Origin of the sequence: Mesorhizobium calcicola, from assembly GCF_042682105.1 — a bacterium.
Lineage (GTDB): Bacteria > Pseudomonadota > Alphaproteobacteria > Rhizobiales > Rhizobiaceae > Mesorhizobium > Mesorhizobium calcicola.
On record NZ_JBHUGY010000028.1, the window covers coordinates 66,200 to 92,176 of the forward strand.

The following is a 25,977-nucleotide window of genomic DNA, read 5'->3' on the forward strand; positions in this document are numbered from 1 at the left end:
GCGTATCTTGTTAGCAGCGGGACACATAGACATCAATCGCGAGTTTAGGCCATCAGGCGTCAAGTGCTTTTCGAAAAGCGAGGTCGGCCGACTGCCCAGATCGCTTCAATGGCGGCTGCAAGATCGCCGAGATCGGCGATAGTCAGATCGGCTTCGGCGGCCTCGTTGGGGCTTCTCATATAGCCGTTGAGAAGGAAGACGACCGGCAGGCTAGCGTTGTGCGCTGCATCGATGTCGATGGCGCTGTCGCCCACCATGACGGCATCGCGGGGCTCCACGCCAAGCCGGCGAGTGCGTACAAGAGCATGTCAGGCGCGGGCTTGGGTACCAATGCCGCATTTGCGACGAGAGACCGGTAATTTCTCTGGGGTTACGCGGCGCGCAGAAGGGGGGGTTGGGCTTGAATAGTGGGGGGCACGTTTGGCTCTGGCTGTCGGAAGGGTGCCCGCAGCCGATCGCGAAGTTCGCCATTGATCTCCGCCGTCCGGACCTGCATGAGCATGTGGGCACCGTGGGGGGACCAGCGCATCTGTTGCTTTTTGACCATCCGCTTGCTGACGAGTGAATTCACCGCCGACTCGGCCAGAGCGGAGGCAACGCGAAGCCCAGCCCGATAGCGCTTTCCATAGTTGACGATCGCGCCGCGATTTGAATGGACATAGGTCAGGAGCTGCGAGGCGAGGCTAAAAAGCCGTGCAATCGAGAACTCGCCGTCCCTTTGCGAGTCTTTCAGTCTCGCCAGGAGTTGCTCCAGGTCGCGGATCGCGCCATCGACCCGCCCGTGCCAGAGACGCCACTTCACGGCTTTGATGTCCTTGTCGATGGTTGGAAGCACTTCAAAAGGGTCGGACTGGGAACGATGTGATCGGCGATCTGCTGCATGGGCTGGATCTTTATGGCAATGTGGAACCAGTCGATGATGTGGGCTGTCGGCTTCGGCATGGCGCGGGGCAGCCGCTTCAGGATTTCGGCGCCGTCCGAGATCACGCCTGTCCGAAACATATATACAAATTTCGGACAGAGCCATCTCGTCTCCGCTTATGACTTACCTGGTTGCCAGTCGCTCATCTGCAAAATGTTTCCGCCGAGTTTTGCGAACGCGCGTTGGCGACAGGAGAAAACGAGAATCTGCTGATCGCGTGATTGACGATGCAAAGCGTCGAACATGCGCTCAATGCGATCGTCATCGGAATAGACCAACGCGTCATCGAGGATAACCGGTGTGGGTCGCCCGTCGCGGGCGAGCAGACGAGCGAAGGCCAGCCGGGTCAGAACCGAAAGCTGTTCTCGCATGCCGCCACTCAACCTCTCGACATCCTCGTCCTGACCATTGCGACGAACGGTCTGCGGCAACAGTGTATTCTCATCGAACACTATGGAGATGTCGTCGAATAACAGTCTGAGCAGCGGCCGCAGCTCGGACATGACCGGCGTGAGATATAGATCGCGTGCCGCCGAGCGCGCAGCGACCAGCGTTGTACGCAGCCGGTCGAGGACGGCCTTTTCGATTTCGAAGCGTCCCACTCGCTCTTCAGCGACTTCCAATTTTTCTCTGGCCTCGCGCCAAGCTTCTTCCACCGCGTCGTCGGACCGGGTGCGAATATGGCCATTGAGATCGGCTAGAGTTACACGCAACTGACTTGCTTCCTGCGTGGCGGCATCCTGGACCGAGCGGGCACGGCGCAGGACAGCTTCGGCGCTGGTGAGATCGTGAGCGCCGTCGCGCAGCGGCGCAGCGCGCATCTCAGCCGCTTCGCGCAGAGTTTGTCGTGCGGTGGCCTCGGTAAGGAGCAAGCGCTCCTTTTCCTGGCGCGCTGCGTCAGGTCCCAATATGACCTCGAGGCTGGTCAGTTCCGCCTGGATGGTCAGGTAAGCAGTCTCGGCGGCCATGACAGCCTCGTCGGCGTGGCTGCGCAGGGGCAGGGCCTCGCGCACGTTGTTGCGTGTTGTCGCCACACGCTGCTGGGCTGCTGCATGATTTTGCCGGATCTGTCGCGAATCGACTATAAGTTCGAGGTTCCCGGCCGCGAGGGCACTCAGTCGGGCAAGCTCCTCGTGCAATTGCTGTATTCCCTTGGGCGCGAGATCGCCGAGCCGCTGACGCGCCAAGCCCAGTTCGGCAGCCTTGTCGCGCGCTTCAACCAGGCGCTGGCGTGCCGTCATGAGGCTGTCGACGCCAAGGGACGCAAGCAGGCTGTGGTGCTTCGCTTCGGCTTCTTCGATGGTCCGGTTGGCTTGCTGGGGCCGAATTGAGCGCAGGGTCAAAGCTCCGATGCCGGCAATGTCTATGCGCACGGTGCCAGCAAAGCTTTGGTCTACTGCATGGAGCAAAGGCTTGGCATCGATGGTCACCAAATCGGCGGCGCCGTCCCGATATTCCATGCGTAGCGTCGGCAGGGTTCCCAGTTGAGCTGCACGAAGGCCGGCAATGTCGATTTCGAGCGCTTGGAGCTGCTCGACAGCCTGTTCCGGCACCGCCAGCATCGCCAGCGCTGCCTCTCCATCTTCGATCTGGGTTCTGGCGACTTCGGCTTGTTTCAGCCGGTTGTGTAGGCTTGCCAGTTGTTCGGCTGCGTCGCGCGCCAAGAGGGTCGCATCCAGCCGCGCGAGCAGTTCGCGAGCTTCGCGCTCTTCCTGTTCGGCTACTTGAACTTCTGCCATCACTTGTTCGTTTTCGACTATGGCAGAAGCGCGCCGATCGAGAACCTCACTGCGGCGAAGCTGCGCAATTGTCGACTGCTCGCGCAAATCCGCAGCTCGTTTGAGCGCGGTCCGAAAACTATCGAGGGCCTGCTTCGCCGCGTCGTGGTGAATTGCGGCCAGGGCAGCTTCCGCTTCAGCAGCCTTCAGGGCTTCGCTATGCGATTTGGCAGCCTCGACCGCGGCTTCGGCGGCCGAGATACCCTCCCGCCGGGTAGCGCCTTCTTCAGGGTTTTCAAGCTCAGACAGACGCGCCAACGCCATGCGCCGCTTGTCGAGCGCATCGCGCAGACCTGCAACTTCGGCGCTGAGGCGCAGTTCTTTTTTCAGCAGTTTGTCACGCTCATCGAGCGCCGCCGCATAGAGACCGCCGCTCTTGGGACGCAGCGTTGACGTAACCAGGCTATAGAGTTCTTCTTCGCATGCGGCGGCGATTTCCGCCATGCGTCGCCCGCCGGTCAGGGCTTCAACTTCCCCCTGAACCGAGGATAGTAGGCTTTCGCGCACGCGTTTGTCGCCATCCTCCTCGCTTTTGCTTCGCCTTTCGATGCCGGTGACTCCTTGGCGAACCCAGAGCAATCCTGCCGGTCCTGCGGTTCCGCCATGGATTAGATTGCCAATAAACGCTTCGGCCTCATCCGCTTGAGCCAACAGTCGGCTCCGCTCGAGGTCGGTAACGCTGGCCAGCTTGCCACCATAAAACTGCTTGGTAAGCCGATAGCGTCCTTCTGAAGTGGTGATGTCGGCCTCCACCACCGGATTGCCACCACTATAAGGCCGTAGCAGTCTTACGCCTTCGGGCGTCCCCGTATGAGGCTGGAAAAAGAGTGCATGGAGTGCTTCGAAGAAAGTTGATTTGCCGAATTCATTGACCGCGCAAAGCACGTTGACGCCGTCGCCTATGTTCTCGATGGCGACGCCTTGCCCAGCGAACCGTTTGACGTTGTGCAGCCGAAGGGCTGTAAGTTTCATGATCCCATCGCCTCGCAATAGCTAAACAGCCGAACCAGTGCTTGTCGTGAAATGTCGCGTTCGACAGTCGACCGCCTTTCGTCGGTGCTTTCATCCAACAGTGCCTGCGCTGCCTCGCGAAGGGCGCCGGAGCGACCGATCCGATCCAAATCGCCGCTTTCGCAGTCGGTCGCCAGGCCGTCCCCTTGCAGCTCCAGATAGGCGTAGTCCGGCGCGACTGCCGCGACCGCGGCTTCGAGGGCGGTTCGTCCGCTTACCCGTACCCGGCCAGACGCGGCAATTCGCAGCAAGGTCTGACGCCGCAAGTCTGCCGGTGGTAGCAACGCTTCGAATGCCGCCGCGCTGTCATCGCCAGACAGCAAATGCAGTGGAGCGGTTTTCCAGGAAAAGCTGGCTGTTTCGACGGCCACGATCTCGGGCAGGGCGCCAGGCCCGGCAATGGAAACGACAAGGGCCTGACCGGGTGTATCATGCTTGAAACGGTCAGGTTCGGGCGCACCGCTGTAGCGGCTGCGCTCATTGATGGTGACGGGCCCGTGCCAGTCGCCAAGTGCCAGATAATCGAGGCCGGCCTTGGTCGCGCGATCTGGTGCAATGACGTCGGACGCTACTGAATCTTCTGAAAAGTTCTGAATGGCGCCATGAGCAAGTCCGACCCGGATGGCGCCTTGCGGTGTCGCGGCGTTGTTCATCCACTCGGTAAGGTCGCGACCGGGTCTGCGGGTCGTGCACGGTGCGGGCAGCAGCGCCACGTCCGCAGCAATGGTCAGGATTTCGGGCCGGGTGGCCAGTATGACATTGTCCGGCACAACGCTGCCCGCAGCGCTCCACAATTGATCAGCTAACAGTGAATCGTGGTTGCCAGGGAGCAATATCCAGCGCAAGGGCGCGCTCCGGCTCATCTCGGCAAGGGCCTGCCGCAACATCGCTGGTGTAGGCGTTTCGGTGTCGAACGTATCGCCGGCCAGCAATATGGTGGATGCACCATGGACCCGTGCCTGTTCTGCCAGCCGGCTGATCGCGCTATGGCGCGCTTCACGGAGCCGCCCGCGCAGATCCTCCGGCATGTTGCCGAACCGCTTGCCGATATGAAGATCGGAGCTGTGGATGAAACGAAACATGGAGTCTCCGAGACTATGTCTGTGCCAGGTAGTGCCGGGCGCGATCGATGGCCTCATCCAGCCGGGAGCGTGATATCGCCGCAAGTCGCTCGACGCCGAGCATACGTGCAAGGTCGAGAGCGGGATCCGACTGTTCCAGAATGTCTTTGTTCGCGACGACGACAGCGGCTAGCTCGGCCATTGGAATGTCGGCAATGGACCGGCGGGCATAGGCGTCAAACGGCATGCGATAATCAAACAGATCGACCACCGTCCCCTTCTTCCATAGGAAGCTGCCGCTGGATTCTTCAGTTCTATCAAAATCGCGCAGATGCAGGTCGATCCGCTCCCGAATCTTGTTGCCCGTTCTGAGCCAGCCATGCGCCCGTGCGATGCGCTGCGCAAGGACGTCTTCTCGCAGCGGGCCTTCCTGTTCGATCACTGCGTCGACCATGGTCCGCAAAGTGCCTCGGTAGGCGAAGTCGTAAAAATGATCCGGGCTGGTAGCGAATGCTGATAGGTCTGTGAGGCGATAACGGTCGTCCGTCGGTATGGAATCATGCGTCGAATTCGCGGCAGCAGGCAAAATTGCTCCAGATGCTGATGGGTGCTCTACCGTCGCGACGGGAGCGGCGACAAGCTCTGGCTCTGATTTTATCGACAAGCTTGCAGGTTCGCCGATCGATGCAAACTCTTCGGCTGGCAATGGGTCTATGGGGTCGACCTTATGTCCCATGTCCCATTGGATCACCGCTTCACCTTCCTGTTGTTCAGCTTGCTTGCGACGGCTTTCCTCGAGCAGCGCGGCCAGGCTGGCATGAAGCCTCTCGGTGCAACCTTCGAGATCAAACCACCAATCGGTTGACCATACCCGGACAATGTTCCACCCGAGGCCTCGCAGGACTTGCTCTCGGACCTTGTCTCGATCTCGCGCCGTGGCAGAACTGTGATAGGCAGCGCCGTCACACTCGACCCCAGCCAGATAGGCTCCGGCAAGATCGGGATGCCGGATCCCTATATCCACTCGAAAGCCAGAAATGCCAACTTGTGGAACGATGGTCCATCCGCGCTTCTCAAGCTCGGCGGCTACAGCCTCCTCGAAAGGGGATTCCAAAGCCCCGACCGGTCCGCGTTCCTGCGCTGGCAATGCCACGGCGCCGCGCTCGGCAAAATCGAGGAAGGTTTTGAGATGCTGTACACCGATTGCCTTTGTCCGGTTGGGGTCGATCTGGTCGGCGGTAAAACCTGAAAATACTATCAATTCCTGCCGCGCACGCGTCACCGCGACGTTCAGCCGGCGTTCGCCGCCGTCCCGATTTAGCGCGCCGAAATCCATGGAGCGCTTGCCGGCGTTATCTTGCGAGAAAGTGATCGAAAACAGGATTATGTCACGCTCGTCGCCCTGGACATTTTCCAGGTTCTTGACGATGGCGGGTTCAATACGATCGTCGGCAAAGAACCATTCAAGCTCCGGCTCCATCTGTCGCGCCTTGTCGAAAAAGTCGAGGATGAGCGACTGCTGTTGCGCGTTGAAGGTGATGACTCCGAGCGTGGGTCGGTCCTTTTCCGGAAGGGCCAGCCAACGCCGCATCCTGCTGACCGCCTCGTCGGTGACCGCCTGGGCTTCGATGCGGTTGGTGCGACTTTTTCCTCGGTCGTAGATGCCGGTCGTGATTTTTCGCAGCTGCACTGCCCGATCTTCCACCGTTGGGGAAGGGAAGGTGATGAGCCTATTCTGATAGTAGTGATGGTTGGAGAAGGCGATCAGCGACTCACTGCGGCTGCGGTAATGCCAGCGCAGATCACGCACCGGGATGCCGGCCGCTTTGGCTTCGTCGAGAATGCTCTCAAGATCCTTTTCGTGCTCGACGACTTCCTCGTTCTCCTCGTTGCGGCCAAAGAAATTGGTGGGCGGCAACTGCTTGGGATCGCCTACGATTATGGTTTGATGGGCCCGCGCGATGGCACCGACGGCGTCCCAGGTGGTGATCTGCGATGCTTCGTCGAAAATGACTACGTCGAACAACGCCTGGTCGGGAGGTAGGTATTGAGCGATTGAAAGAGGCGACATCAGCATGCAGGGCGCGAGCTTGGCAAAGGTCGACGGCATAGCACCGATCATCTCGCGGATTGACCTGCTGGGCCGCTGCAATTCCATCTGATGGCGCAACAGGCCCAACTCGGAATTGCGAGGGACGCTTTGCACAGCCGGCAAACCATGAGCGATGGCGCTGATGACGCGAAGGCTTGCTTGAGCGCGGACAAGATCGTCGATTTCCCGGAAATCGTCGATGGCATGCTCGTGCTGGAAGCGCCGGAACTCTCGCAGCACCGGATCGGCATCCAGCGTGGCCGGCAGCCACCAGCGCACGTAGCCTAGGCGGAACGCGGATTGAGCTTCGGTTGGTCGCACTAGACCCGCCTCGATATCGTCGACCAACGCTCCCAGATTCTGACTGACAGCTCTGCGACGTATGCCGCACCACGAAGTCCAGTCCCGCAGAAGATGACGGGCATTGAGCAAATCTCCCATCGCGGTCGTCATTTCGGTCAGCGGGTTATCATGTCCTGCCCACGAAGGCGTCTTTCCAGCAGGGATCGCAAATTGGGTCCTCGCAGCCTCGAATGCTGTAGCAGCCGCAAGGAAGCGAGCTGCCCCATGGCGCATCGTACTATCTGCTGCACCGCTTCGCAGGCTCGGGGCGGTTGCTTGGAGGAGCGCTCTGAGATCCTCCGTGCCGAGGCCGGGCAGGCGTAGCGTCTGTCGAAGCCTTTCGGCGATCGAGAGTATCTGATCGATACTACGGGTGTCGGTATTAAGTGCAGCAAATCCGACCGGCTTGCCAGATAGGATGTTGGCTTCGACAGTGGCGCGGCTGTCCTGCATCACGCGCAGCAGTGGCAAGTCCCGCTGAGGATCGGCCCCGCCCTCTGTGACATAGCCTTGAAGCAGCTTCTGGACTTTGCGTTTGCCCAACTGACTGTTTGGCCAAAAGGCAGAAGCAGCCTGTTGCCATTGCTGCTCTATGTTCTCTATTCGTATGCGCGCAACAGCAGCCTCGTCATAGTGTGCCGACAGGTCCTTGCGAGACTTGCGATAGTCCCTGATTGCATCATCGAGACTCGCGAGGGCTCCCCGCAACTGGGCGAAATCTCGATCAAAGACAATGCTGAGGTCATAGCCGGCACTGTCCTGGAGTGCCCCTGCTAGTTTTCGCAGCGCTTCGAGCTCTGCTGTTGACGCATCGCCTTTGGCGCGCAGGCCGATGCTCACCAGGAAGGCGTCGAGTGCGGTGGCTAGAACCTCGGACGCACTCTTGAGGGTCTTTGCCCCTTCGAGCAAGTTATCCTGCAAGCCCGACGTCCACTCGGTGACATCTATGAGACGCAAGACCGGTCGCATCTCCACTGACTGAAATGCGAGACCTGTTTCGGCGGCAATACGCTCCAGCGCCAGCCGGCTTGCCTCGTCATGGCCATCGCGCGAAGGCCACGACAATCCCGGAGCATGCCGTTGCTTGTTCTTGAGAGCGATGCCAAGCGCCAGATAGGGCGTGAGACCATTGATATGGCGCCGATGCAGCGCTTCGACATAGGTATTCAGTTCGTCGCGACGGACGCGAAGCCGCTCATTGATCGCAATCCACTCCGCGGCGTCCACGCGCACGCCGCTTTCCCAGCTGATCCTGAGCTGGTTGAGAAAGTTGCGTCGGTCCGCCTTACTGGAATGGAGTTCGAGACAATGCGCGCCCAGGCCATGTTCGCGCAGGCGGCGATACACCACATCGAGCGCCGCCGTCTTCTCGGCCACAAACAGCACAGTTTTGCCAACTGAAAGACAGTTGGCAATCATGTTGGCGATGGTCTGGCTCTTGCCAGTGCCGGGAGGACCGATGATGACAAAGTCGCGGCCCTCAGCGGCGGCAAGGCTTGCCGCGGTCTGTGAAGAGTCGGCCGGCAGCAGCGAAACGATATCGGACGGGGCATAGTGCCGGTCGAGTTCGCGCTCGTCCCGGAATGATGCGCCACTGCCCTCGAACGCTATCTCCGGCGTATCGATCAGGTGGCGTACTACGCGGTTTTCGCGCAGAGCATCGGTACGCTCGACCAGATCTTTCCACATCAGGAATTTGGCGAAGGAGAAGGTTGAGAGCGCCGTCTCGTCCACTACCTCCATACCGGGGACGTCGCGCACTGCCTGACGCATAAGACTTAGCAGACGGGGCACATCAACGCCGCTTTCGTCTTCGGGCAGCTCCCCGGAGAACTGAGGCAGTTTGAGCTCGAAGTCGCGCTCAAGAAACTGCAACAAGGTTGCGTTGAACCGCGGCTCATCTTCATGAAAGCGCAAGGTAAAACGCGATGTTGCGCTGCGGCGCTCGATTTTGACCGGCACGAGCAACAATGGCGCGCGATAGCTGCGCTCGTCCTCCGGCTTTTTCTTCCAGCGCAGGAAGCCGACCGCCAGGAAAAGCGTATTCGCGCCGCCCTCGGCAAAGTCGTTGCGAACTTGGCGGTAAAGATCGATCAGTCGGGATTCCAATTGGTGTCCATCGAGCGTCGATGGGAGCTCGTCGCGCAGGAGCGCTTCTGCTGCAAAACCGCGCTGCAGGTCACGTCCATGGACTTCGCGATAGAGGGCAGCATCACGCTCGCCCAATGGATTCTGTTCGGGCAGCGATATGAGCCTGATCGAAGCGCCTGCCATCAGGCGATCCTCTAGCCCGCTTGATGCACGGCGATCGGCTTTCGGCGGCCTGCATGGCGATCTGGCCGCCCTTGGGGTGCATTTTGACAAGCCTCGTCGGGCGCCGGCGATGATCCGTCGTGGTGGAAGGCGGGGGTTTGCGGGTTGAGGTCGGCGGGTTTGTTTCGGGACGTCTGCGCCCCATCGTTTATGTCGCGAGTTGCGGGATGCGGCTGAGGACGATGCGCAGAATACGCTGGTCGGGGCAGGATGTCGGCAGGTGCAGGCGGATCTGGGTTTTCATCTCGACCACGCGGGCGGCGATCTTGATGAGGCGCAATCGCAGCGTGTCGAATTGGGCGACGGCAAAGCTCGAGCGTTTCGGCATCGCGGCGCGCAGGCCCCACATCAGCCAGTAGGCGCCGGCATGCAGGAACAGCCGGAACTGGTTGGCCGTCGCTCTTGTGCAGGATGTGCGGTCGGCGGCGAGATGCGTCTTCCACGACTTGATGTGGTTCTCGGCAGCGCCGCGCCGGCAGTAGACATCCTCGTAGAGCGCCTTGGCCTTGCCACTTGCAAGGTTGGTGACGATGAAGCGGGTATCGGCACCTTGGGCGCCGACCTCGACGCGGGCGATGATGCGCTCTACGCGGCTCCAACTGGCGGCGCCATCCAGGAACTCCTTGAAGCGGCGGACCTTGTTCGTCTTCGATGACACTTCAAAACGCGCCATCGTGCTGCTCTCCAGGTCCGCGACATGCTTGCGCAGGGTCGTGGTGGGCGCCACGCCGAGGATGAAGTCGACATCGTTGGCGCGGCACCAGTCGATGACCTGCGGACTACAATAGTGGCTGTCGGCCCGGATCAGGATGCGGATGTTCGGCCAATTGCTGCGGATCGCCCGCACCAGGCGGCGCAGGTGGGGGCGGATTTCTGCCCCGCTCGGCCGCTTCGCTGGTCGCAGGACCGCACCGACGAACCGGCCGTCGCCATCGAACACAACAATCGGCTGGAAGCCGTATTCGTCGTGATGGGCATTGAACAGGCGGAGCTGCTGGCCGCCATGCACGGCGTCAAAAGTGTCGTCAATGTCGAGCACGATCCGCTTCGGAACCTGGCGGAAGGAAGCGCAATAGAGGTCGACCATCGCCCGGCCCATAACGACCAGTTCCCGCACGCCAGGCAGGTTCTCAAGCCGGCACATCGTCGATTGCGAGGCCAGATCCCGACCCGAAGGCAGCGCATCCTGGGCCATCTTGAAGACCGGATCGCAGCGCAGCCGGTTGGCGTCGTTGCCATCCTCATAACCGGCGGCGATCATCTTCATGCGAAAGCCGATCATGTCCGCCAGGCTGTGGATGATCTGGTCCGGGCGGCGCGGATCGTCGATGCAACGCGCCACACGGTCGGCCACACGCAGCCGCTTTTCCACCTCGGCCAGAGCCAGAACACCACTGTTCGAGGACAACATGCCGCCGTCAAAACGGGCGACGACGGACTTGCCGCCGTCTGATGACAAACCGCTCAGCGGCAGCGTAAGATCATTCATGGCGGGTGTGGTCTCCGGGAAATGGTTCGGATCGGCTTAAGCAACCAAATCCTACGTCATTTCAACGGCTTGCACCACATCCGCCAACCCCCATGAATTTTCCGGGCTAGATAGCCGACGTCGGTACAAAGAAACGGAATTGTCTTCTTGGAGTCCGGAAAATTGAGCAGGCGGTTCCGCAGTGTCAAATCAAGGAGCTTTTTCTGCCAGCGGTCGATCCGCCCGGCAGCTGTCGTCGGCTTCACCTCGACGATGTCGGCAGGCAGGGCTGTCACGGCCGGTGCCGCTGGCAGCGGCAGCGCGATTTCGGTTGCCACTTCGGTATCCACGCTGCGACGCATCGGTTCGTGCGAGGCAAGCGGAGTAATGCCGCCGCTACGCGAGCGGCGGATATCGATGGCGGCGACAAAGGTGCCTACCTGCGTTTCGTCGAGCCGTTGTTCGATTGCTCGTTGCGCAGCCTCCAGCGTCATCGCCGGCCGATGCGTTACACCGGTCGTCTCAAACACGATCAGTTCGCGCGATGCCAGCGCCTTGCGTATCTCCATGGCATCGGTCTCGATGGCGTTGGCGAGCGTCTTTTGTGTTATCCAGGCGCCGACGGCAGCGTGGCCCTGGAACATAAGGACGACTGCATGCAGGCCCGTCGCCTCCAGGGCAGAGGCGAACAACAGACTGGCATCGAGACAGGTAGCCAGCCTCTCCGCCGTAATTGTTGAGGGACGTCGAATTTTTTGGCCTCGGCTTTCGAAGCTTGCAGGAGGCTCTGCATAATGCAGGGATAGACCGGCAACGGCCGAATAAATTGCGGCCGCCAGCATGAATGCGCGTTGCGGATTGCCGCTTTGATAGCCATCGAGGCTGGAGGCATGACCATGCGCTGCGAGCCGCTCCGCTGCGGAACGTAGCAATCCTGCGATCGCCGGGTCGTTCGGCATGACGAATGCAGGTAGCAATTGCGCCATATCGATGACGCCACCCCATTCGTCGCGAGCAAGCAGGCGCACAGCAATACGCTGCTCGGCCAGCACTGCGCCTCCTGAGGTGAGCCGCAGCGTTATCTCCCCGCGCTCAGCCTCATTGAGACCGGCCAGATAGCTGGCGTCGAGATCGATTTTTCGGTCGCTTAAGGGAAGCCGGTCGCCGGCAACAATCCGATCAATCGTCCAACTCTTGGCGCGCAAAAATGGTGGGTTCGATGTCAGGTCGAGAGTGCATTTTTCGAAACCCTGCTGGGTCGGGTTGTTGAGCGCGATAGACCGGATCACCGGAATAGCATTTTGGAAGGACGCATATGTAAAGCTGGCGGCGATGTCCGCCACGACTTCTATTACGGGCGCGGCTGATATACCGGCGGCATCGCCAGTGTCTGAACTCGTTTCCATGCCCTATCCCCTTTTTCATTTACGATAGAACTTTGCGGCCAGAATTTGAAAGTAAATTCTCGCTATTGTCGCCGCTTAGTTCTTCAGCAGCATAAATCCCTGAAATTCGAACCGCCTTGGTCAGTTCGACAGTTGTCGACCGCTGCAGGAATTGTGATCCTTGCTGCCGGGACAGCACGCTATTGCGTGGTGAGGCAGCTGCTCGTGCTTCACGTTTCGTTGAGCCGCGCTGGTCGTTCGTTTGAGGCCGGACTGCGCCCGTTCGTCCGGACAACGCAACTGGTGGGCCTTGGTCCGGCTCCTTTCAGGACCACAGGTGTTCGCCCCTTTTGGCTCGAAGCAAACAATCGCAGGTGAAGCCGCGCATGACAGCTTTGCGCCTCCTTCCAGTCGCCCAACGCGACAGCAGCTCAACCCGAGAGCGGCCGGTCCCTCAGTTCAAGGCTTGAGGGTTGAAGTCGCCTGTTTGACTGCGAGTTCTGCCGCCTTTGCAGCGTCCCGCGACATCCTGAAGAAGTCGGAATGGGATTCCCATCGCATAACCGGCGAGATCGGCGGCACGAGACAGATGTCGTGCCAGTACGGATTCGATCCGGAGACACGCGGTGCCCACGTGATCTCTGCTGACAAGCTCGACAGGCTGCGCGGCTTCCCAACTGAGGCCGAGGTCGACCGCAGGGACCGGGGCTTCCCGGCTTTCCTGCCTCGTGCCGAGCATCTGTGACTAGTGTTCGGAGCGGGCGTGGAATTGCTGCTTGAGACGACGTGGCTGCGGCGCGCCGCCTGGCATTGTGGGGTCGCCATGCCAATGACAACGCCGCGCATCGGACGACGCAGCTTTCGGACGACGACGAGCTGCGTGTCGACAGGCTTCGGTTCCGGGCATGGAGGCTGCTGACGAAAGTCGACGCTATGCAGATCGCCGACGTCGACGAGTATCTCGCAGAACGCGTCGGACACGAACATGCCGGTTGGCGCATCCAGCCGACGGCGCAGATGGTCCAGCGCGCCCGCGAACTGCACGAGAGGACAATATCTCAATGCTGCATAAGCCAGTTCCTACCGCGCACGGCGGCCTCGGCATAACCGCGATCCCGATAACTGGGGAGCGGCCGAGTCCGAAGAAGTGGCCTAACGCCGTGAGATGGTACATCGGTGATGACGGGCCAAAGAGCAACGGGTCCCGGGTTTCGCGGTACGCGGCAAACTCTCAGAGGGCTGGGTCTTGGAAGGGGCGCCCGAGGAAGAAGCGCAGAAGCAGTCGTTCGGTATCCGACACTGGGGCGGCGACCAGGAAGGGCAATGCGCTCAGAGACATGTCTAACAGAGAGGACTGTTTACACGTCACCCCGGGTATCGTATGTCGCTGCCCATTCCAATAAGAGACATCACTGCTGTGATGTCAGATAGGCAAGCGACATGTCAACCGAATGGCCGAAACGAATCCGCAGCAGGGCTGCGAAGTTAAAGAATGGGAATGCGCTCCTGGCCCTCGCCGAGGAATCGCAGATCCTCTCGGAGATGCGGCGCCGCATCATGAATGGCGAGAAGCCCGTAACAGCGCTGTCCGGCGAGATGGTCGAGCGCTTCGGTCAGGAAGATGCCGAGCATCACGGACTCCGCCAGCTCGCTGGGGAAGCGACCGCGTTCATGGTCGAAAGCATGCTTGGCGCGGTCCGTTCGTCCGGATCGAGAAAGATCCTCGACGACCAAGTTTTCAGTTCAGGCACGCCTTTCCGGATTCCCGGACAGACCAGAGAGACCGTTCTTGCCGAGCCGCTGGCGACCGAGCTTCTGGTCCGGCACGTGACCGATGCCGCACTCGCCGACCTGGCGGCCCTCCTCGCCGCCGAACAGGAGCGCCGCCTGACGACCTTAGCGGTCAGCCAGCAGCTTCCTGACTTTAGCGAGGCGGGTCCGGCAATCCTGACCCGCCACCGCTAGCCGCTCGAGATACAGCGCAACGTCCCGCTGAGTCTCCCAGACCTCCGTCGCCACGGGTTCCGGCATGCAGTCGAACAGCGAACGGGGGACATCGGATTTGCGTTCGACGATCCTCGTGACGACCTTCGGCTCCGGGTCGTCACACACCATGTCGTGAGAGAAAAATCTATCGAGCTGGGATGACGTGTCGCTGCGCGCGGTTGACTGTCGGCGAAATCTGCAAGCATTGGGCGGCGCCTAGTTCGGCGTCATAGTCGCCGAGATGGAACTGAAGCGCATGCGCTCACAAGCCTCGACGACCTTCTTACGGTCCTTGATGGGTTTGCTATGGAAGAGCTCGTTCCGGGTTTCCTTGATGACCCGCAACATGTCGTCGAACACGGTCTTGTCGAAGTTGAATCGCAGCTCCGCGTTGCGTAAAACATGCCCCGCATCAAGCCCCAGTCCGCCTTGATGATGCTCCAGAGTTCAGCGGCGCAGGAGGCGTGGACGGGCACTAGCTATACGCAGCTTTCTAGATGACAAGCGCTTTCAGCGGAGTCATGTTGTCCTGTCGGCGGTCTTTCCGCCCCCCTTTGTGTCGTTCAAGATCTCAGCCCACGGGAGGCCCAGATGATTGATCGTCTCAACCTTGACCCAGCCCTCTATCCAAGTGACTTGGAAAGCCTGAAATCGGTTTTCGACCAGCTTTGCCAAGAGAGAGATATCCAGCCGGGATCACCAGAAGCTGAGAATGTTGCCTCTGACCTGGTGCGCCGTTTCCAGACCGGACTTAGCGACGAAACCTGCTTGCTCATAGCAGCCAGGGCGCGACAGCAGGATTTGCGGCGGGTAGGCTGAATAAATAAGTCCACCGTGGCTCGTAACGCAGCTGCTTACTGCTTGTCTTGACGCGAAGGGCGAAGTCGACAGTCGCCCACCGGACTCGCTTGGCCGCGCATTCAATCGTCGCTGCGAGAAGCCTCTCTTGGCATCACTGATGACCGCTTTCAGACATGCGCCACCTAGAAATCCCAAAGTGAGCGATGAGCATGTCGCTGAGAAGATCGGCCTGACGAATGTACCGGGGTCCAGGCAATGTCTTCCGAAGCCTAGGTTCCGGCAAGGCTCTCGACCTTCACGCGGCGCGGGCGGCCGAAGCCAGGCGGAATCTGCTGCCCGAGACCTACAGCCCGGTACAGATACATCGTCCTTGCTGTGTCTTTCTCCAAAATTTTGATATGAACTGGTTTGGCTTCGCAGCCCGACTGAGCAACTGACATAAGGAATACGCATATGGCGACTGGAACCGTGAAGTGGTTCAATAGCACCAAGGGTTTTGGATTCATTCAGCCCGACAATGGTGGTCAGGACGTTTTCGTCCACATCTCCGCTGTGGAGCGCGCGGGTCTCGGCACCCTCGTCGATGGCCAGAAGATCAATTTTGAGATCGAGCAGGACCGCCGCACCGGCAAGTCCTCTGCCGGCAATCTGAGCAAAGCAGGCTAATTTTCTCGTAGTCACGGATGTACTGGCGGCTGCGCCAAGAGCGCACGAAGGATGATAGATCCGAGGGCCGGGGCAGCGGATTGCTGCAAGTCTTCAAACGATCATGTGAAATCAGTTTGTTTGGCAATAAAAGGCGGGATATCTTCCCGCCTTTTGGATATGGGATGGATTATAGGATGCTGATGGCGATCCGGCGAGACTGGGCAGGCCGGTACGCCCGAGCTTATTGCTTGCTTGGCTCTACAGCGCGGCCACGGTGGTCCACCGCCGTGTCGTTGAAACGTCACCGTAGCTGACCCATATGCACATCGCATCGGATGCCTCCTCCCATCGCGTCCGACGCGTTCCCCTCTGGAGGTTTTGAACCTTCATACTTGGCCGGGCTTAACAGTCCGGCCTTTTCTATTCGTCAGGTCACCACGTGGAGGCACGTTCTGACAGGTCGTCTGTCGAACCTTGGCCGAGAATGAAATCAAACACGGGTTGAGGCTGACCGAGCGCAGTCGCCTGCAGGTTTGCGGGTATGCCTGCCGCGGCTCTGGCTTGTTCGGCAAGCGCTGCGGGCAACATGCCGAGCGCGCGCGCGAAGGTTTGATCCGTCGTGTCCATCAGCAGGTGAAGGAGTCCAGCGGCACGCCCGGCATGACGCACCGCCGCGGCATGCTTGCCCTCCCGGATCTTCACGCCGGCCGCCGATAACAGGATCAATCCCTTGAAGAGCATCCGGAGCGGATCGCCTCGATCCGCGACCTGCCAAAGACCTTCCCAAGCCTCATGGGCTTCCCAGTAATAGCCGTGATTGAACAGGTCGAGACCCCATAGGAACATGTCTGACTCAAGCGACGCTTTTGCAGGGACCGGCACGGCTTCGCTGTGGTAGCTGTGTCCTGCGGGATCGCGCACGGGATGCGGTTGCTTGCCCGGCAGATACGCATAGGATGGAAAGCGCCTTTCCGGCAGGCAGCGCGGGCGCAACATCGAACCAATAGCCATCAAATACATATAGCACGGCCGAGACCTGAACTGACGTCAGTTCCAACGCATCAGGAATGACACTTAGCAATAGCCGCCAGCAAGAAGCCCCATATGCTCTGCCTCGGCCGAACGACGCACACTGCGAACAACGATCAGTTCGTGATCTTATCGCGCACGCCCATCCCACGTCGCGGGTTCGTTCTTCGGCCAATTGAGACGTTCAATGCCTGTGCGGGGCATGGGCCCCTTGCCACAAGAACCGGTACTTTAATGCCATGCCGACGTCAGATGGGCGATTTGCGCGCCGACCTCGTAATACGCTTCCCTGAGGCCAAGTGAGGAGATTTCTTGCAGTTCAGATTGCGGCAAGGCCAGTTCAGTCTCGGTCTTTTCGCCAAGGATCAGAAGTGCCAGCTCTCGACCGAACACCGTGCCGGGCGAAATGCCGCGGCCGTTGTAGCCTGAGAAACCGATGACGTTTTGGGCGTGCTTGTGGAATCTCGGCATTGCATCCGTGGTCATGCCGATCTGTCCGTACCACTCATACTCGAACTCCGCATCGCGAAGCTGCGGATAGAGTTTCGACAGGGCACGGCGCGCCCAAGCCTTGTGGATGGCAGTGCCCGTGTTGCGTAGCGCGCCGACGCTGCCGAACACCAGCCGCCCCGCTTTATCCAGCCGGAACGAAGAGAGGATCGTTTTGGTGTCCCACGTGCCTTCTCGTCCTGGCAGGATGGACTGTAACAGCTCGGCCCCGAGCGGCTTGGTCGCCAGGTTGAAGTAAGGTAGATGTACCTGTTCGTTGCGGACGCTTGTCCATGGTCCGGTGCTGTAGGCGTCAGTGGCGACCACCACCCATTCGGCCTCGACCGCGCCATTCGTGGTACGCAACGTCCATCGACCGTTCTTTTTGCCAGCTGCCACAACTGGACTGGAGGTGCAGATTATCGCCCCGGCGCGGAGGCAGGCCTGGGCGAGGCCACGCGCGTATGCGAGCGGCTGGAGTGTACCGGCACGTCGATCGAGCAGTGAAGCCGCATAGGCCCGGGTGCCTAGCCTCTTTTTCGTTTCGTCGGCGTCGAGTACCTCCACCGGCGCGCCTCTTCTTTGCCACTGTGCCTCGCGCTCCCGAATCTCCATCAACCCGGCTTGGCCTACCGCGCAGTGGAGCGTGCCGTTTCGTTCCAATTCACAGTCGATGCGATGTCTATCGATGAGGTCCATGACCATTGCCGGACCCTCACCGAGCAGCCTCAGCAGCCGCTCGCCGTGAATGGACCCGAGCTTGGCGGTAAGGTCGTCCGGCATCAGCCACAGGCCGGCATTGATCAACCCGACATTACGCCCGGCGCCGCCGAAACCGATCTCGCGGCCTTCCAGCAGGACGACCTGGCGTCCGGCTTCTGCCAAGTGCAGCGCGCATGACATGCCGGTATACCCACCACCGACGACAACCACATCGGCGGAAATTTGCCGGTCGAGTGCAGCCGTTATAGGAGCCTGCGGCGCGGTCGCCTCCCAAAGGCCGTGAGAGCGGGGGTCATTCAGCATCGAACGGTTCCGAGTGCATTTTTTAAGATTGGTCGCCTAGGCGAGTCGCGCGCATGCTGCGGAGATGCGCAGGATTTCTTCTCTCAACTCGGCTTCGGATGTCGCATAGGAAATGCGGAAGAAAGGTGATAGGCCGAAAGCAGCGCCTGGGACAACCGCGACACTGGCCTCCTCGAGCAGGTAGTTGCAGAAATCATTGTCAGTTTCGATCCACTTGCGGGCTGGCGTCGATTTGCCGATCAGGTCTGCACAACTGGCAAAGGTGTAGAAGGCCCCCTCCGGATTGCGACAGTCGATGCCTTCGATCGCGTTCAATCCGTCAACAGTGAGATCGCGGCGGCGACGAAAACTCTCGGTTCTTTCCTTCAGGAAGTGCTAAGGGCCGGACAGGGCCTCGGCAGCGGCAGCCTGGCTGACAGATGACGGGCAGCAGGTCGACTGGCTCTGCACCACCGCCATCGCCTTGACCAGCTCTCGCGACCCGCCGGCGTAGCCGATCCGCCATCCGGTCATGGCATAGGCCTTCGAAACGCCGTTTACGGTCAGCGACCGCGCCTTCAGGCGCGGTTCCAGCGCCACCGGGGTGACGAAACGAAAACCGTCATAGATGATATGCTCGTACATATCGTCCACCAGTAGGCTGACATGCGGATGCCGCAGGAGCACCTCGATCAGAGGTCGATAGTCGGCCTCGCTGTAGGCGGCGCCGGACGGATTGGAGGGTGAATTCAGGAGCAGCCATTTTGTCCTCGGCGTAATCGCTGCCTCGAGCTGACTTGCCGTCAGCCTGAACCCAGCCTCCGCTTCACAAGGGACGAAGACGGGGCTGCCCTCGGCGATGGCGACGATATCGGCATAGGAAGTCCATGCCGGCGTCGGGATGATGACCTCATCGCTGCAGTTCACCGTCGCCATCATCGCATTGAACAGTATCGGCTTGGCACCGGCAGCCACCGTGATCTCGTCTACCGCATAGTCGAGGCCGTTCTCACGGCGGAATTTTTCCCGGATCGCCCGCTTGAGTTCCGGCGTGCCATCGAGCGCGGTGTATTTGGTGTCGCCGCGTTGGATGGCACTGCAGGCCGCCTGCTTCACATTGTCGGGCGTGTCGAAATCCGGCTCACCCGCTCCCAGGATGATCATCGGCGCTCCGTCGCGCTTTAAGGCCTGAGCGCGGGCGCCGATCTTCAGGATCGGCGAAACGCCGATCGTCGATAGACGCGAGGCAGGCACGAAGCCGGCCTGATCGATCCTTGTGCTGACGGTCATTGGTTGATCCTCAGTCGATGTCGAACGAGACGCCTTGGGCCAGCGGCAGCGCCTTGGAATAATTCACCGTGTTGGTGGCGCGGCGCATATAGGCCTTCCAGGCATCGGAGCCGCTCTCACGGCCGCCGCCGGTTTCCTTCTCGCCACCGAAGGCCCCGCCGATCTCTGCACCCGACGTGCCGATGTTGACGTTGGCGATGCCGCAGTCCGAGCCGTCGACGCCGAGGAAGCGCTCGGATTCCTGCAGGTCGCGGGTGAAGATCGACGACGACAGGCCGGCGCCGACTGCATTGTGCTCGTCGAGCACGGTGTCGAAATCGGAATATTTCATCACATAGAGGATCGGCGCGAAGGTCTCTTCCGTCACCGGCGAAACCTGTTTCGGCATTTCGACCAGCGCCGGATGCACGTAATAGGCATCCGGATGGCCGTTCTCGACCCGGGCGCCGCCGGTCACCTTGCCGCCATGTGAACCTGCCTCCTTCAGCGCCTTCTGCATGGCGTCGAAGGCAGCCTTGTCGATCAGCGGCCCGACCAGTGAAGAGGTCTCCAGGGGATTGCCGACCGTCACACTTTCGTAAGCCTTCTTTAGACGTGGAACCAGGGCGTCATAGACGCTGTCATGCACGAACAGGCGCCGCAGCGTCGTGCAGCGCTGTCCCGCCGTGCCCATCGCGCCGAAGGCAATCGCGCGCAGCGCCATGTCGAGATCGGCGGTCGGGCAGACGATGCCGGCATTGTTGCCGCCGAGTTCGAGCACCGCGCGGGCAAAGCGCTTGGCCAGCCGCGGGCCAACGTCGCGGCCCATGCGCGTCGAGCCGGTGGCCGATACCAGCGGCACCTTGGGATGATCGACCAGTATCTCGCCGACGGCGCGGTCACCAATCAGCACCGGTGCCAAGCCCTGCGGCGCGTCGGTGCCAAAACGCTTTACCGCGCGTGCAAAAATCGCTTCGCAGGCGAGCGCCGTCAGCGGCGTCTTCTCCGACGGCTTCCACACCACCGCGTCGCCGCAAACCAGTGCCAAGGCTGCGTTCCACGACCACACCGCGACCGGGAAGTTGAAGGCGGAAATGACGCCGACGACGCCGAGCGGATGCCAGGTTTCCATCATGCGATGGCCCGGGCGCTCGGTGGCGATGGTCAGGCCGTACAATTGCCGGGACAGACCGACGGCGAAATCGCAGATGTCGATCATCTCCTGCACTTCGCCAAGCCCCTCGGACGGGATCTTGCCGACCTCGATCGAGACCAGCCGGCCAAGCTCGGCCTTGTGCATGCGCAGCTCCTCACCGAGCAGCCGCACCAGCTCGCCGCGCCGCGGGCCCGGCACCATCCGCCACGCGTGGAACGCTTTGTGCGCGGCATCGATGGTCTTGGCCGCGTCGGCCGGCGAGATCGTCTTCAGCGCCGCGATCTGCTCACCCGTCACCGGACTGCGCACGATCAGGTCGCCGCCAACAAGTGCGTCCTTGGCCACACCCAGTTTCGCCAGAAGCTCGGCCGTTTCCTTGGCTACATCCACCGACTTAACTGTAATGTTCATCCGACGAACTCCTGTTCCTGATTATCCAAAACAGACCGAGCCGAGGCTGCCTGGCGACGTCAGTCGCTTCAGGCCCGCGGCAAGGTCCCTGCTCTTTTGTGGGGTATAGCGATCGTAATAGGCCTGGTTCTTGCGGCCGACGCCGTGCTCGGCACTGAAACTGCCGCCGAACCGGTCGACAGCGACCGAATAGACCCAGTCACGCAGCCGCTGTTCGAAGGCGGCATCGACCTGACTTGCATCGCTAGCCACCAGATTGAAATGCACGCCGCCATCGCCGATATGGCCAAAGTCGAAGATGTCGACACCGGCAAATTGCCGAGGCAGCTCGGCCTTCATCCACTCACAGAAGGCCAGAACGTCGGCTCTGCGGAACGACAGATCGAAAGCCACCAGCCGACCGGCATGCTTCACGCCTTCCGACAGCGCGTGCCGTAGCGCCCACATCTCATGCGCGGGACCAACGAAGGCGTCGGCCAACAGCGCATCGTCGCCTTGCAGAATATCGGCAAGCACGCTTTCCAGGACCGCGTCGATCGGCTGCTCGCCGTCGCGCGGCGCCCAGCTTCGGGAAATCTCGGCCAGGATCACATAGTCGGGAATTTGACCGTTCTGGAACGGATTTCGCAGCGACGCAACATGGGCGAGAGCAGCGCCAATCGCGTTTTTCGACATGCCTTCGAAGGCGGAAAGATACGATCCGAGGCGCTCCTCGATCGTCCGCAGCAGGGGCATGACAGCGACACTGCCGCTCGGCACCAGATAGGTTGTCGCGACCTGTTTTGGCAGTCGCTCGAGATTAAGTTCGCATTCTGTGACGATGCCGAAGGCGCCAGCCGTGCCGACGAAAAGCTGCTTCCAGTCGACACCGGTGTTGTTTTTGCGTAATCCAGACATTAGATCGACAACCGTACCGGTCTCGTCGGCCAGAACGACCTTCACGCCAAGCGTGTTCTTACGCACATCGCCATACCGGAGAAAGCGCGTGCCGCCGGTATTGGTCGCCAGCATGCCCCCGAGGCGCGGATCAGCGCCAAGGTCGACCGGAAAGAAAAGCCCACTCGGCTCAAGCCGGGCATTGACCTCGGACAGCAAAATTCCGGTATCGACGCGCAACGATCGATTGTCGATGTCGAGATCGAAACGGCGCGTCATTCGATCCAAGCTGAGCACGATCTGCGATCCGCTGGCATCCGGTGTCGAGCCCGAGACCAGCCCTGTGTTGCCCGATTGCGGCACGAGCGCGATACGCTGCCGGACGCAATAGGCAACGCAGGCGGACATTTCCGCCGTAGTGCCAGGGCGCAGCACCAGCGCCGCATGACCGTGATCGTGGCGCGCACCGATCTCGTAGGCTGCCATGGCGGCCCGATCCATGATGACGCCATTTTCGCCAAGGATCTCCACCAATGCGGATTTGTGTCTTTCGTCGATCATCCAGGGCGCCTATTCCGCAGCCCGGAGGCCGCCGAGCGCTTGGCGACAGGTCTCGATCGACGCCTGTTCGATGGCGGCGTAGTGCTCGAACTCGTTCAGCACGCCAACACCGAGATCGCTTTCAAAGCGCTTCTGGTTGGGACTGGCGACAAATTCCTGGGTTGCCCCGTCGCCAAGATTCGACTGGAAGATGCCGGCGGCGCTGACAGGCAGGAAATCCTCGTAGACGATTGGGTCGAAACGGAAGAAACCTTCTGCGACAAGGTGCTCGAAGTCGTCAGTCATGACACTGCCGGTATGCCGCCCGCGCTCCGTCAGGGAGTATCTGAAGTATCCCAGATTCGCGGCCCGGATGCCTTCCCATGTATCGGGGAACGCCTCGAATGTCCGTGAAAGTGTTTGTGCGTAGTCGGCCGCGTTCGACCCGTCGGCAGCCGGTCGGATGATTGCGCGCGTGGCCTCCAGCAGACTGTCGTAAAGGGCGCGCCCCTTGGGTGTCAGCGCTATGCCGCGCTGCTCGATCTCGCCGAAGCGCGCGGTATGCGAGCCTGCCACCCAGGCGCCGTCCCCTGCGTTGAACGACACCACCTCATCCAGTGCCTTGAACGAAGTCTGCCTGAGCAGGATCGGGCAAAGCCGAGGTGGAGGGCCCTCCACGATTGCCTTCGGCGCTATGCCATGCGCCGGCATGCCAACCTGAACGGCATCGATATCGAGCGTGCGCGGCGTGAGATGATTGATGTGCGGACCTCTGAACGAGACCACATCCGCGATCAAGCGATGCGCCTGATGCAGGCTGTTGTACATGTCAAGACTGACGCAGGCCTGATCGTGCCACCGGAAAGTTTCGAGTATTTCGGCGACAAAACGATCCGCATCGTCTTCGTGCAGGCCAGCTTGCCGTTCGGCCTTCTCGGTGAGCGCCAACGCTCCACCCGTGAAAATCCTGCGCTCGGACAGGATGCGCTCGGCCTCGGCACGCAAGGTCTCGTCGTCGATGAGGTCGATCCTGAGCAGCGAAGTGAAGACGCGGAACGGATTGCGGCTCAGCGCCTCGGCTCCGACGGGGCGGAAGGCGGTGGAGTGAACCGGCACACCAGCCGGGCTCAGGTCATAGTACCCTACCGGGACCATGCCCATCACGGCGAACACGCGCCGCATCATCGAGAGTTCGGCCGGCGTTCCGAGCCGGATCGCGCCATGCCGTTCCTCCGAAATTCGGTCGAGTGAGTCCATCGCTTCCAGGCGCTGCCGAAGCTCGGGATCAGACCTCAGGGTCTCGTCATTGACCGAGGCGACCAGGTCCATCAGCGTGCCGTAGGCGGGGACCTCGGTCCTGTACATGGCCGACATCGCCGCCGAAAAGGCTGAACGGATGTGATCGGGTGTAACAAACCCACGGCTGTCCATGACGCGCGACCTCGCTCAAAAAAGGGCAGATCATTCCTGAAAAAGCTGATACTGGATTTCATGCTGCAAAGATTGCGACAGTTTCGACTAGGTTGATGCGAGTTACGCATGACACTCAACAGACGACTGATACCGGATCTGGTGGCGATCCAGGCATTTGAGTGTGCCGCGCGGCACGCCAGCTTCACGCGTGCAGCGGGTGAATTGAACCTGACGCAGAGCGCGGTCAGCCGGCAAGTCAAGGATCTCGAGAACCATCTCGGCGCGCTGCTGTTTGAGCGGATCCGCCAACGGGTGGTGCTTTCCGAGGATGGGCAGCGCTTTTTGCCGGAGGCGCGAAAACTTTTGCAGCAGACCGAAGAGACGATGCTGCGGGCAATGTCCTCGGCGGAGGCCAGAGTAGGTCTCAGCATCGCAACCTTGCCGACATTCGGCAGCCGCTGGCTCAGCCCGCGCCTGCCTGATTTCCTCAGCCAACACCCGGGGACGATCCTGAATGTCGGTTCCAGATCGGCGCCGTTCGATTTCGAGGAGGAGAATTTCGACCTCGCAATCCACTATGGGCAGCCGGTCTGGGCGCGCGGCACCTGCACTTATCTGTGCAGCGAATCTATCGTACCGGTAGCAAGCGCGGCGCTGTCGCCTTCTGCGGCGAAGAAGGTCCCGGCTGACCTTCTTGGTGAATCCTTGCTCCATCTGGCCACGCGCCCCAAGCTATGGTCGCAGTGGTTCGAACGGGCCGGCCTGCCGGCGGAATTGGCTTGCCGGGGACACCGTTTCGATCAGTTTTCGATGATCATAGAAGCCGTGATAGGCGGGATGGGCTACGCGCTTCTGCCGCGTTATCTGATCGAGCGCGAGCTGATGTCCGGTGAACTCGCCGTGATCCTCGACCTGCCAATGATGACCGAGAACAGCTACTACGTCGTCGTGCCGGAATCAAAAAAGACGAATCCGCTGGTGCAGGATCTTACCGCATGGCTGCTCGGACAAGTGACCAATGCGATGTAACGGTGGTGGTGTTCCTCTTGTTCTGGCGATCTGCTCGCGTATGGCGTCCGTCGGCACCACCACCAGCAGTCGCTCGAAGCGCTGATGGGTATTGAGTGCGAGCCTGGTCTCAGTCTTGCCGGTGCCGGGCTTCAGTTCAAGTGCCAGCTCCGGAGCGCGAAAATTCGTGGCCTTCGACAGATGGGCTTCCCGCTCCTTGATGACCTTCATCAGGGAACTGGAGGTTCACGCCGCTGTTGAAGAAGGAATTATCGCTCCGAAATTGGTGAGCATGAGGATTTGTGGGGCGGTCATGCGGTGCCGGTTTCTCTGTGCTCGTGATTGTCGTTGGCCATGCCGGGATACCATTGGCGGAAGGTCGAGCGGAGGGAACCGTCTAGGGTCTGCGTGCGGGTTTGCAGCAGAAGATGCGCGCCAATCCTGCTCCACTGCATCTGCTGTTTCTGGTTGTGTTGCAAACTTTCGCGGGCATGGCTTAAGGGCCGAATCATGGGAAAATAGCCTTGATTATGCGGCGAGGATGTCGAACTGCTCGGCCAGCGACGGATCTGGAGTGAAGGCGTACCTTGCCTGTCGTTTGCGCATCATGTGGACCATTTCGATGCCGGACAGGATGATGTTGGCGGTCGCTGGAGATTTGAAGCCGAGCATCGGTCGCACGCGGCGCTTGATGCGCCGATGGTCCTGCTCGATGTGATTGTTCAAATATCGACTTTTCCGCATTGCGATCGGCTTCAACCAGCGCCGCGAGCGGTCCTGCAATCGGCTTGTCGCATCGCAGGAAACGATCGCCTCGTGGTCTGGCTGCCGTCGATGACGACGCAATGCTCGACATCGACGGTGCGGAAAAACTGCCTGCCGCAAGCTGGAAACTGCGCAATCTGAAGCGCATGCCCGAGGACTGAGCAAATGGCCTTCAAGTCGATCAAGAAGCATCGATACCCATCCTCCGT

Annotated in this window: 17 protein-coding genes and 6 pseudogenes; 6 read left to right on the forward strand and 17 right to left on the reverse strand. The window is 60.5% G+C overall.

What is annotated here, in order from left to right:
* Window positions 1–59: 59 nt before the first annotated feature.
* The 7 genes and pseudogenes from ACFSQT_RS18780 to ACFSQT_RS18810 form a co-directional block, all read right to left on the reverse strand.
* Window positions 60–278, reverse strand: a complete 219-nt coding sequence (locus ACFSQT_RS18780) for an HAD family hydrolase (protein ID WP_378920658.1) — start codon at window positions 276–278, stop codon at window positions 60–62.
* A gap of 196 nt (window positions 279–474) precedes the next feature.
* Window positions 475–652, reverse strand: a pseudogene (locus ACFSQT_RS18785) (ISKra4-like element ISMet1 family transposase); the annotation flags it as partial.
* A gap of 386 nt (window positions 653–1,038) precedes the next feature.
* Window positions 1,039–3,672 carry an AAA family ATPase gene (locus ACFSQT_RS18790; protein WP_095088828.1) on the reverse strand — a complete coding sequence of 878 codons (2,634 nt, stop codon included), beginning with the start codon at window positions 3,670–3,672 and terminating at the stop codon, window positions 1,039–1,041.
* Entirely contained in the window at window positions 3,669–4,793 is a 1,125-nt protein-coding gene (locus ACFSQT_RS18795) for a metallophosphoesterase family protein (protein WP_095088823.1), read from the reverse strand. Before ACFSQT_RS18795 ends, ACFSQT_RS18790 begins: the two co-directional genes overlap by 4 nt.
* 13 nt (window positions 4,794–4,806) lie before the next feature.
* Window positions 4,807–9,495: pseudogene (locus ACFSQT_RS18800) on the reverse strand (DUF3320 domain-containing protein); the annotation flags it as partial.
* Between the two features lie 172 nt (window positions 9,496–9,667).
* Entirely contained in the window at window positions 9,668–11,008 is a 1,341-nt protein-coding gene (locus ACFSQT_RS18805) for an IS1380 family transposase (RefSeq protein WP_379020993.1), read from the reverse strand.
* A gap of 86 nt (window positions 11,009–11,094) precedes the next feature.
* A pseudogene (locus ACFSQT_RS18810) lies at window positions 11,095–12,393 on the reverse strand (DUF4011 domain-containing protein); the annotation flags it as partial.
* Between the two features lie 466 nt (window positions 12,394–12,859).
* Between ACFSQT_RS18810 and ACFSQT_RS18815 the strand changes: the two are divergent.
* The 3 genes from ACFSQT_RS18815 (at window position 12,860) to ACFSQT_RS18825 (ending at window position 14,337) form a co-directional block, all read left to right on the forward strand.
* Window positions 12,860–13,117, forward strand: coding sequence for a hypothetical protein (locus ACFSQT_RS18815; protein WP_095088813.1), 258 nt, complete (start codon window positions 12,860–12,862; stop codon window positions 13,115–13,117).
* 41 nt (window positions 13,118–13,158) lie between these two features.
* Window positions 13,159–13,479 (forward strand): hypothetical protein, encoded by a 321-nt coding sequence (locus ACFSQT_RS18820; RefSeq protein ID WP_095088810.1) that lies wholly within the window; start codon window positions 13,159–13,161, stop codon window positions 13,477–13,479.
* Window positions 13,480–13,812: 333 nt separating this feature from the next.
* Window positions 13,813–14,337: a hypothetical protein gene (locus ACFSQT_RS18825; protein WP_095088806.1), complete on the forward strand. Its 525-nt coding sequence runs from the start codon at window positions 13,813–13,815 to the stop codon at window positions 14,335–14,337.
* Between the two features lie 237 nt (window positions 14,338–14,574).
* Here ACFSQT_RS18825 and ACFSQT_RS18830 read toward each other — a convergent pair whose 3' ends face one another.
* Entirely contained in the window at window positions 14,575–14,718 is a 144-nt protein-coding gene (locus ACFSQT_RS18830; RefSeq protein ID WP_379020995.1) for a hypothetical protein, read from the reverse strand.
* 231 nt (window positions 14,719–14,949) lie between these two features.
* Between ACFSQT_RS18830 and ACFSQT_RS18835 the strand changes: the two genes are divergently transcribed.
* Both ACFSQT_RS18835 and ACFSQT_RS18840 read left to right on the forward strand, forming a co-directional pair.
* A complete protein-coding gene (locus ACFSQT_RS18835) occupies window positions 14,950–15,177 on the forward strand; it encodes a hypothetical protein (protein ID WP_095088800.1) in 228 nt (75 codons plus the stop codon).
* Window positions 15,178–15,612: 435 nt separating this feature from the next.
* Window positions 15,613–15,825, forward strand: a complete 213-nt coding sequence (locus ACFSQT_RS18840; protein WP_095088798.1) for a cold-shock protein — start codon at window positions 15,613–15,615, stop codon at window positions 15,823–15,825.
* A 414-nt stretch (window positions 15,826–16,239) separates the two neighbouring features.
* Here ACFSQT_RS18840 and ACFSQT_RS18845 read toward each other — a convergent pair whose 3' ends face one another.
* The 6 genes and pseudogenes from ACFSQT_RS18845 to hglS all read right to left on the reverse strand — a co-directional run bounded on the left by ACFSQT_RS18845 (window position 16,240) and on the right by hglS (window position 24,013).
* Window positions 16,240–16,827, reverse strand: coding sequence for a DUF309 domain-containing protein (locus ACFSQT_RS18845; RefSeq protein ID WP_245331193.1), 588 nt, complete (start codon window positions 16,825–16,827; stop codon window positions 16,240–16,242).
* Between the two features lie 240 nt (window positions 16,828–17,067).
* Complete coding sequence (locus tag ACFSQT_RS18850; protein WP_095088794.1) at window positions 17,068–18,351, reverse strand: NAD(P)/FAD-dependent oxidoreductase; 1,284 nt, start codon at window positions 18,349–18,351, stop codon at window positions 17,068–17,070.
* A 36-nt stretch (window positions 18,352–18,387) separates the two neighbouring features.
* Window positions 18,388–19,620, reverse strand: a pseudogene (locus tag ACFSQT_RS18855) (pyridoxal phosphate-dependent aminotransferase).
* A 10-nt stretch (window positions 19,621–19,630) separates the two neighbouring features.
* Window positions 19,631–21,166, reverse strand: a complete 1,536-nt coding sequence (gene amaB / locus ACFSQT_RS18860) for an L-piperidine-6-carboxylate dehydrogenase (RefSeq protein WP_379020997.1) — start codon at window positions 21,164–21,166, stop codon at window positions 19,631–19,633.
* A gap of 21 nt (window positions 21,167–21,187) precedes the next feature.
* Window positions 21,188–22,603: an FAD-binding oxidoreductase gene (locus ACFSQT_RS18865; protein WP_095088790.1), complete on the reverse strand. Its 1,416-nt coding sequence runs from the start codon at window positions 22,601–22,603 to the stop codon at window positions 21,188–21,190.
* Between the two features lie 9 nt (window positions 22,604–22,612).
* Window positions 22,613–24,013, reverse strand: coding sequence for a 2-oxoadipate dioxygenase/decarboxylase HglS (gene hglS, locus ACFSQT_RS18870; protein ID WP_095088786.1), 1,401 nt, complete (start codon window positions 24,011–24,013; stop codon window positions 22,613–22,615).
* A 108-nt stretch (window positions 24,014–24,121) separates the two neighbouring features.
* Between hglS and ACFSQT_RS18875 the strand changes: the two genes are divergently transcribed.
* Window positions 24,122–25,024 carry a LysR family transcriptional regulator gene (locus tag ACFSQT_RS18875; protein ID WP_095088785.1) on the forward strand — a complete coding sequence of 301 codons (903 nt, stop codon included), beginning with the start codon at window positions 24,122–24,124 and terminating at the stop codon, window positions 25,022–25,024.
* Here the strand turns inward: ACFSQT_RS18875 and ACFSQT_RS18880 are convergent.
* From ACFSQT_RS18880 to ACFSQT_RS18890, 3 genes and pseudogenes are all read right to left on the reverse strand, one after another.
* On the reverse strand, window positions 24,953–25,234 hold the full coding sequence (locus tag ACFSQT_RS18880) for a DEAD/DEAH box helicase family protein (RefSeq protein ID WP_095088783.1): 282 nt from the start codon (window positions 25,232–25,234) through the stop codon (window positions 24,953–24,955). The two genes, ACFSQT_RS18875 and ACFSQT_RS18880, sit on opposite strands and share 72 nt — an antisense overlap.
* An 80-nt stretch (window positions 25,235–25,314) precedes the next feature.
* A pseudogene (locus tag ACFSQT_RS18885) lies at window positions 25,315–25,470 on the reverse strand (ISKra4 family transposase); the annotation flags it as partial.
* 61 nt (window positions 25,471–25,531) lie between these two features.
* Window positions 25,532–25,855 (reverse strand): annotated as a pseudogene (locus tag ACFSQT_RS18890) (DDE-type integrase/transposase/recombinase); the annotation flags it as partial.
* Window positions 25,856–25,977 lie beyond the last annotated feature (122 nt).

Excerpts from the sequence above, each read along its gene's own strand:
- amaB (WP_379020997.1), bottom strand. The coding sequence starts at position 21,166 with ATGAACATTACAGTTAAGTCGGTGGATGTAGCCAAGGAAACGGCCGAG.
- ACFSQT_RS18835 (WP_095088800.1), top strand. The coding sequence starts at position 14,950 with ATGATTGATCGTCTCAACCTTGACCCAGCCCTCTATCCAAGTGACTTG.
- ACFSQT_RS18850 (WP_095088794.1), bottom strand. The coding sequence starts at position 18,351 with ATGCTGAATGACCCCCGCTCTCACGGCCTTTGGGAGGCGACCGCGCCG.
- ACFSQT_RS18880 (WP_095088783.1), bottom strand. The coding sequence starts at position 25,234 with ATGAAGGTCATCAAGGAGCGGGAAGCCCATCTGTCGAAGGCCACGAAT.
- ACFSQT_RS18805 (WP_379020993.1), bottom strand. The coding sequence starts at position 11,008 with ATGAATGATCTTACGCTGCCGCTGAGCGGTTTGTCATCAGACGGCGGC.
- ACFSQT_RS18825 (WP_095088806.1), top strand. The coding sequence starts at position 13,813 with ATGTCAACCGAATGGCCGAAACGAATCCGCAGCAGGGCTGCGAAGTTA.
- ACFSQT_RS18790 (WP_095088828.1), bottom strand. The coding sequence starts at position 3,672 with ATGAAACTTACAGCCCTTCGGCTGCACAACGTCAAACGGTTCGCTGGG.
- ACFSQT_RS18845 (WP_245331193.1), bottom strand. The coding sequence starts at position 16,827 with ATGTATTTGATGGCTATTGGTTCGATGTTGCGCCCGCGCTGCCTGCCG.
- ACFSQT_RS18865 (WP_095088790.1), bottom strand. The coding sequence starts at position 22,603 with ATGATCGACGAAAGACACAAATCCGCATTGGTGGAGATCCTTGGCGAA.
- hglS (WP_095088786.1), bottom strand. The coding sequence starts at position 24,013 with ATGGACAGCCGTGGGTTTGTTACACCCGATCACATCCGTTCAGCCTTT.
- ACFSQT_RS18875 (WP_095088785.1), top strand. The coding sequence starts at position 24,122 with ATGACACTCAACAGACGACTGATACCGGATCTGGTGGCGATCCAGGCA.
- ACFSQT_RS18840 (WP_095088798.1), top strand. The coding sequence starts at position 15,613 with ATGGCGACTGGAACCGTGAAGTGGTTCAATAGCACCAAGGGTTTTGGA.
- ACFSQT_RS18795 (WP_095088823.1), bottom strand. The coding sequence starts at position 4,793 with ATGTTTCGTTTCATCCACAGCTCCGATCTTCATATCGGCAAGCGGTTC.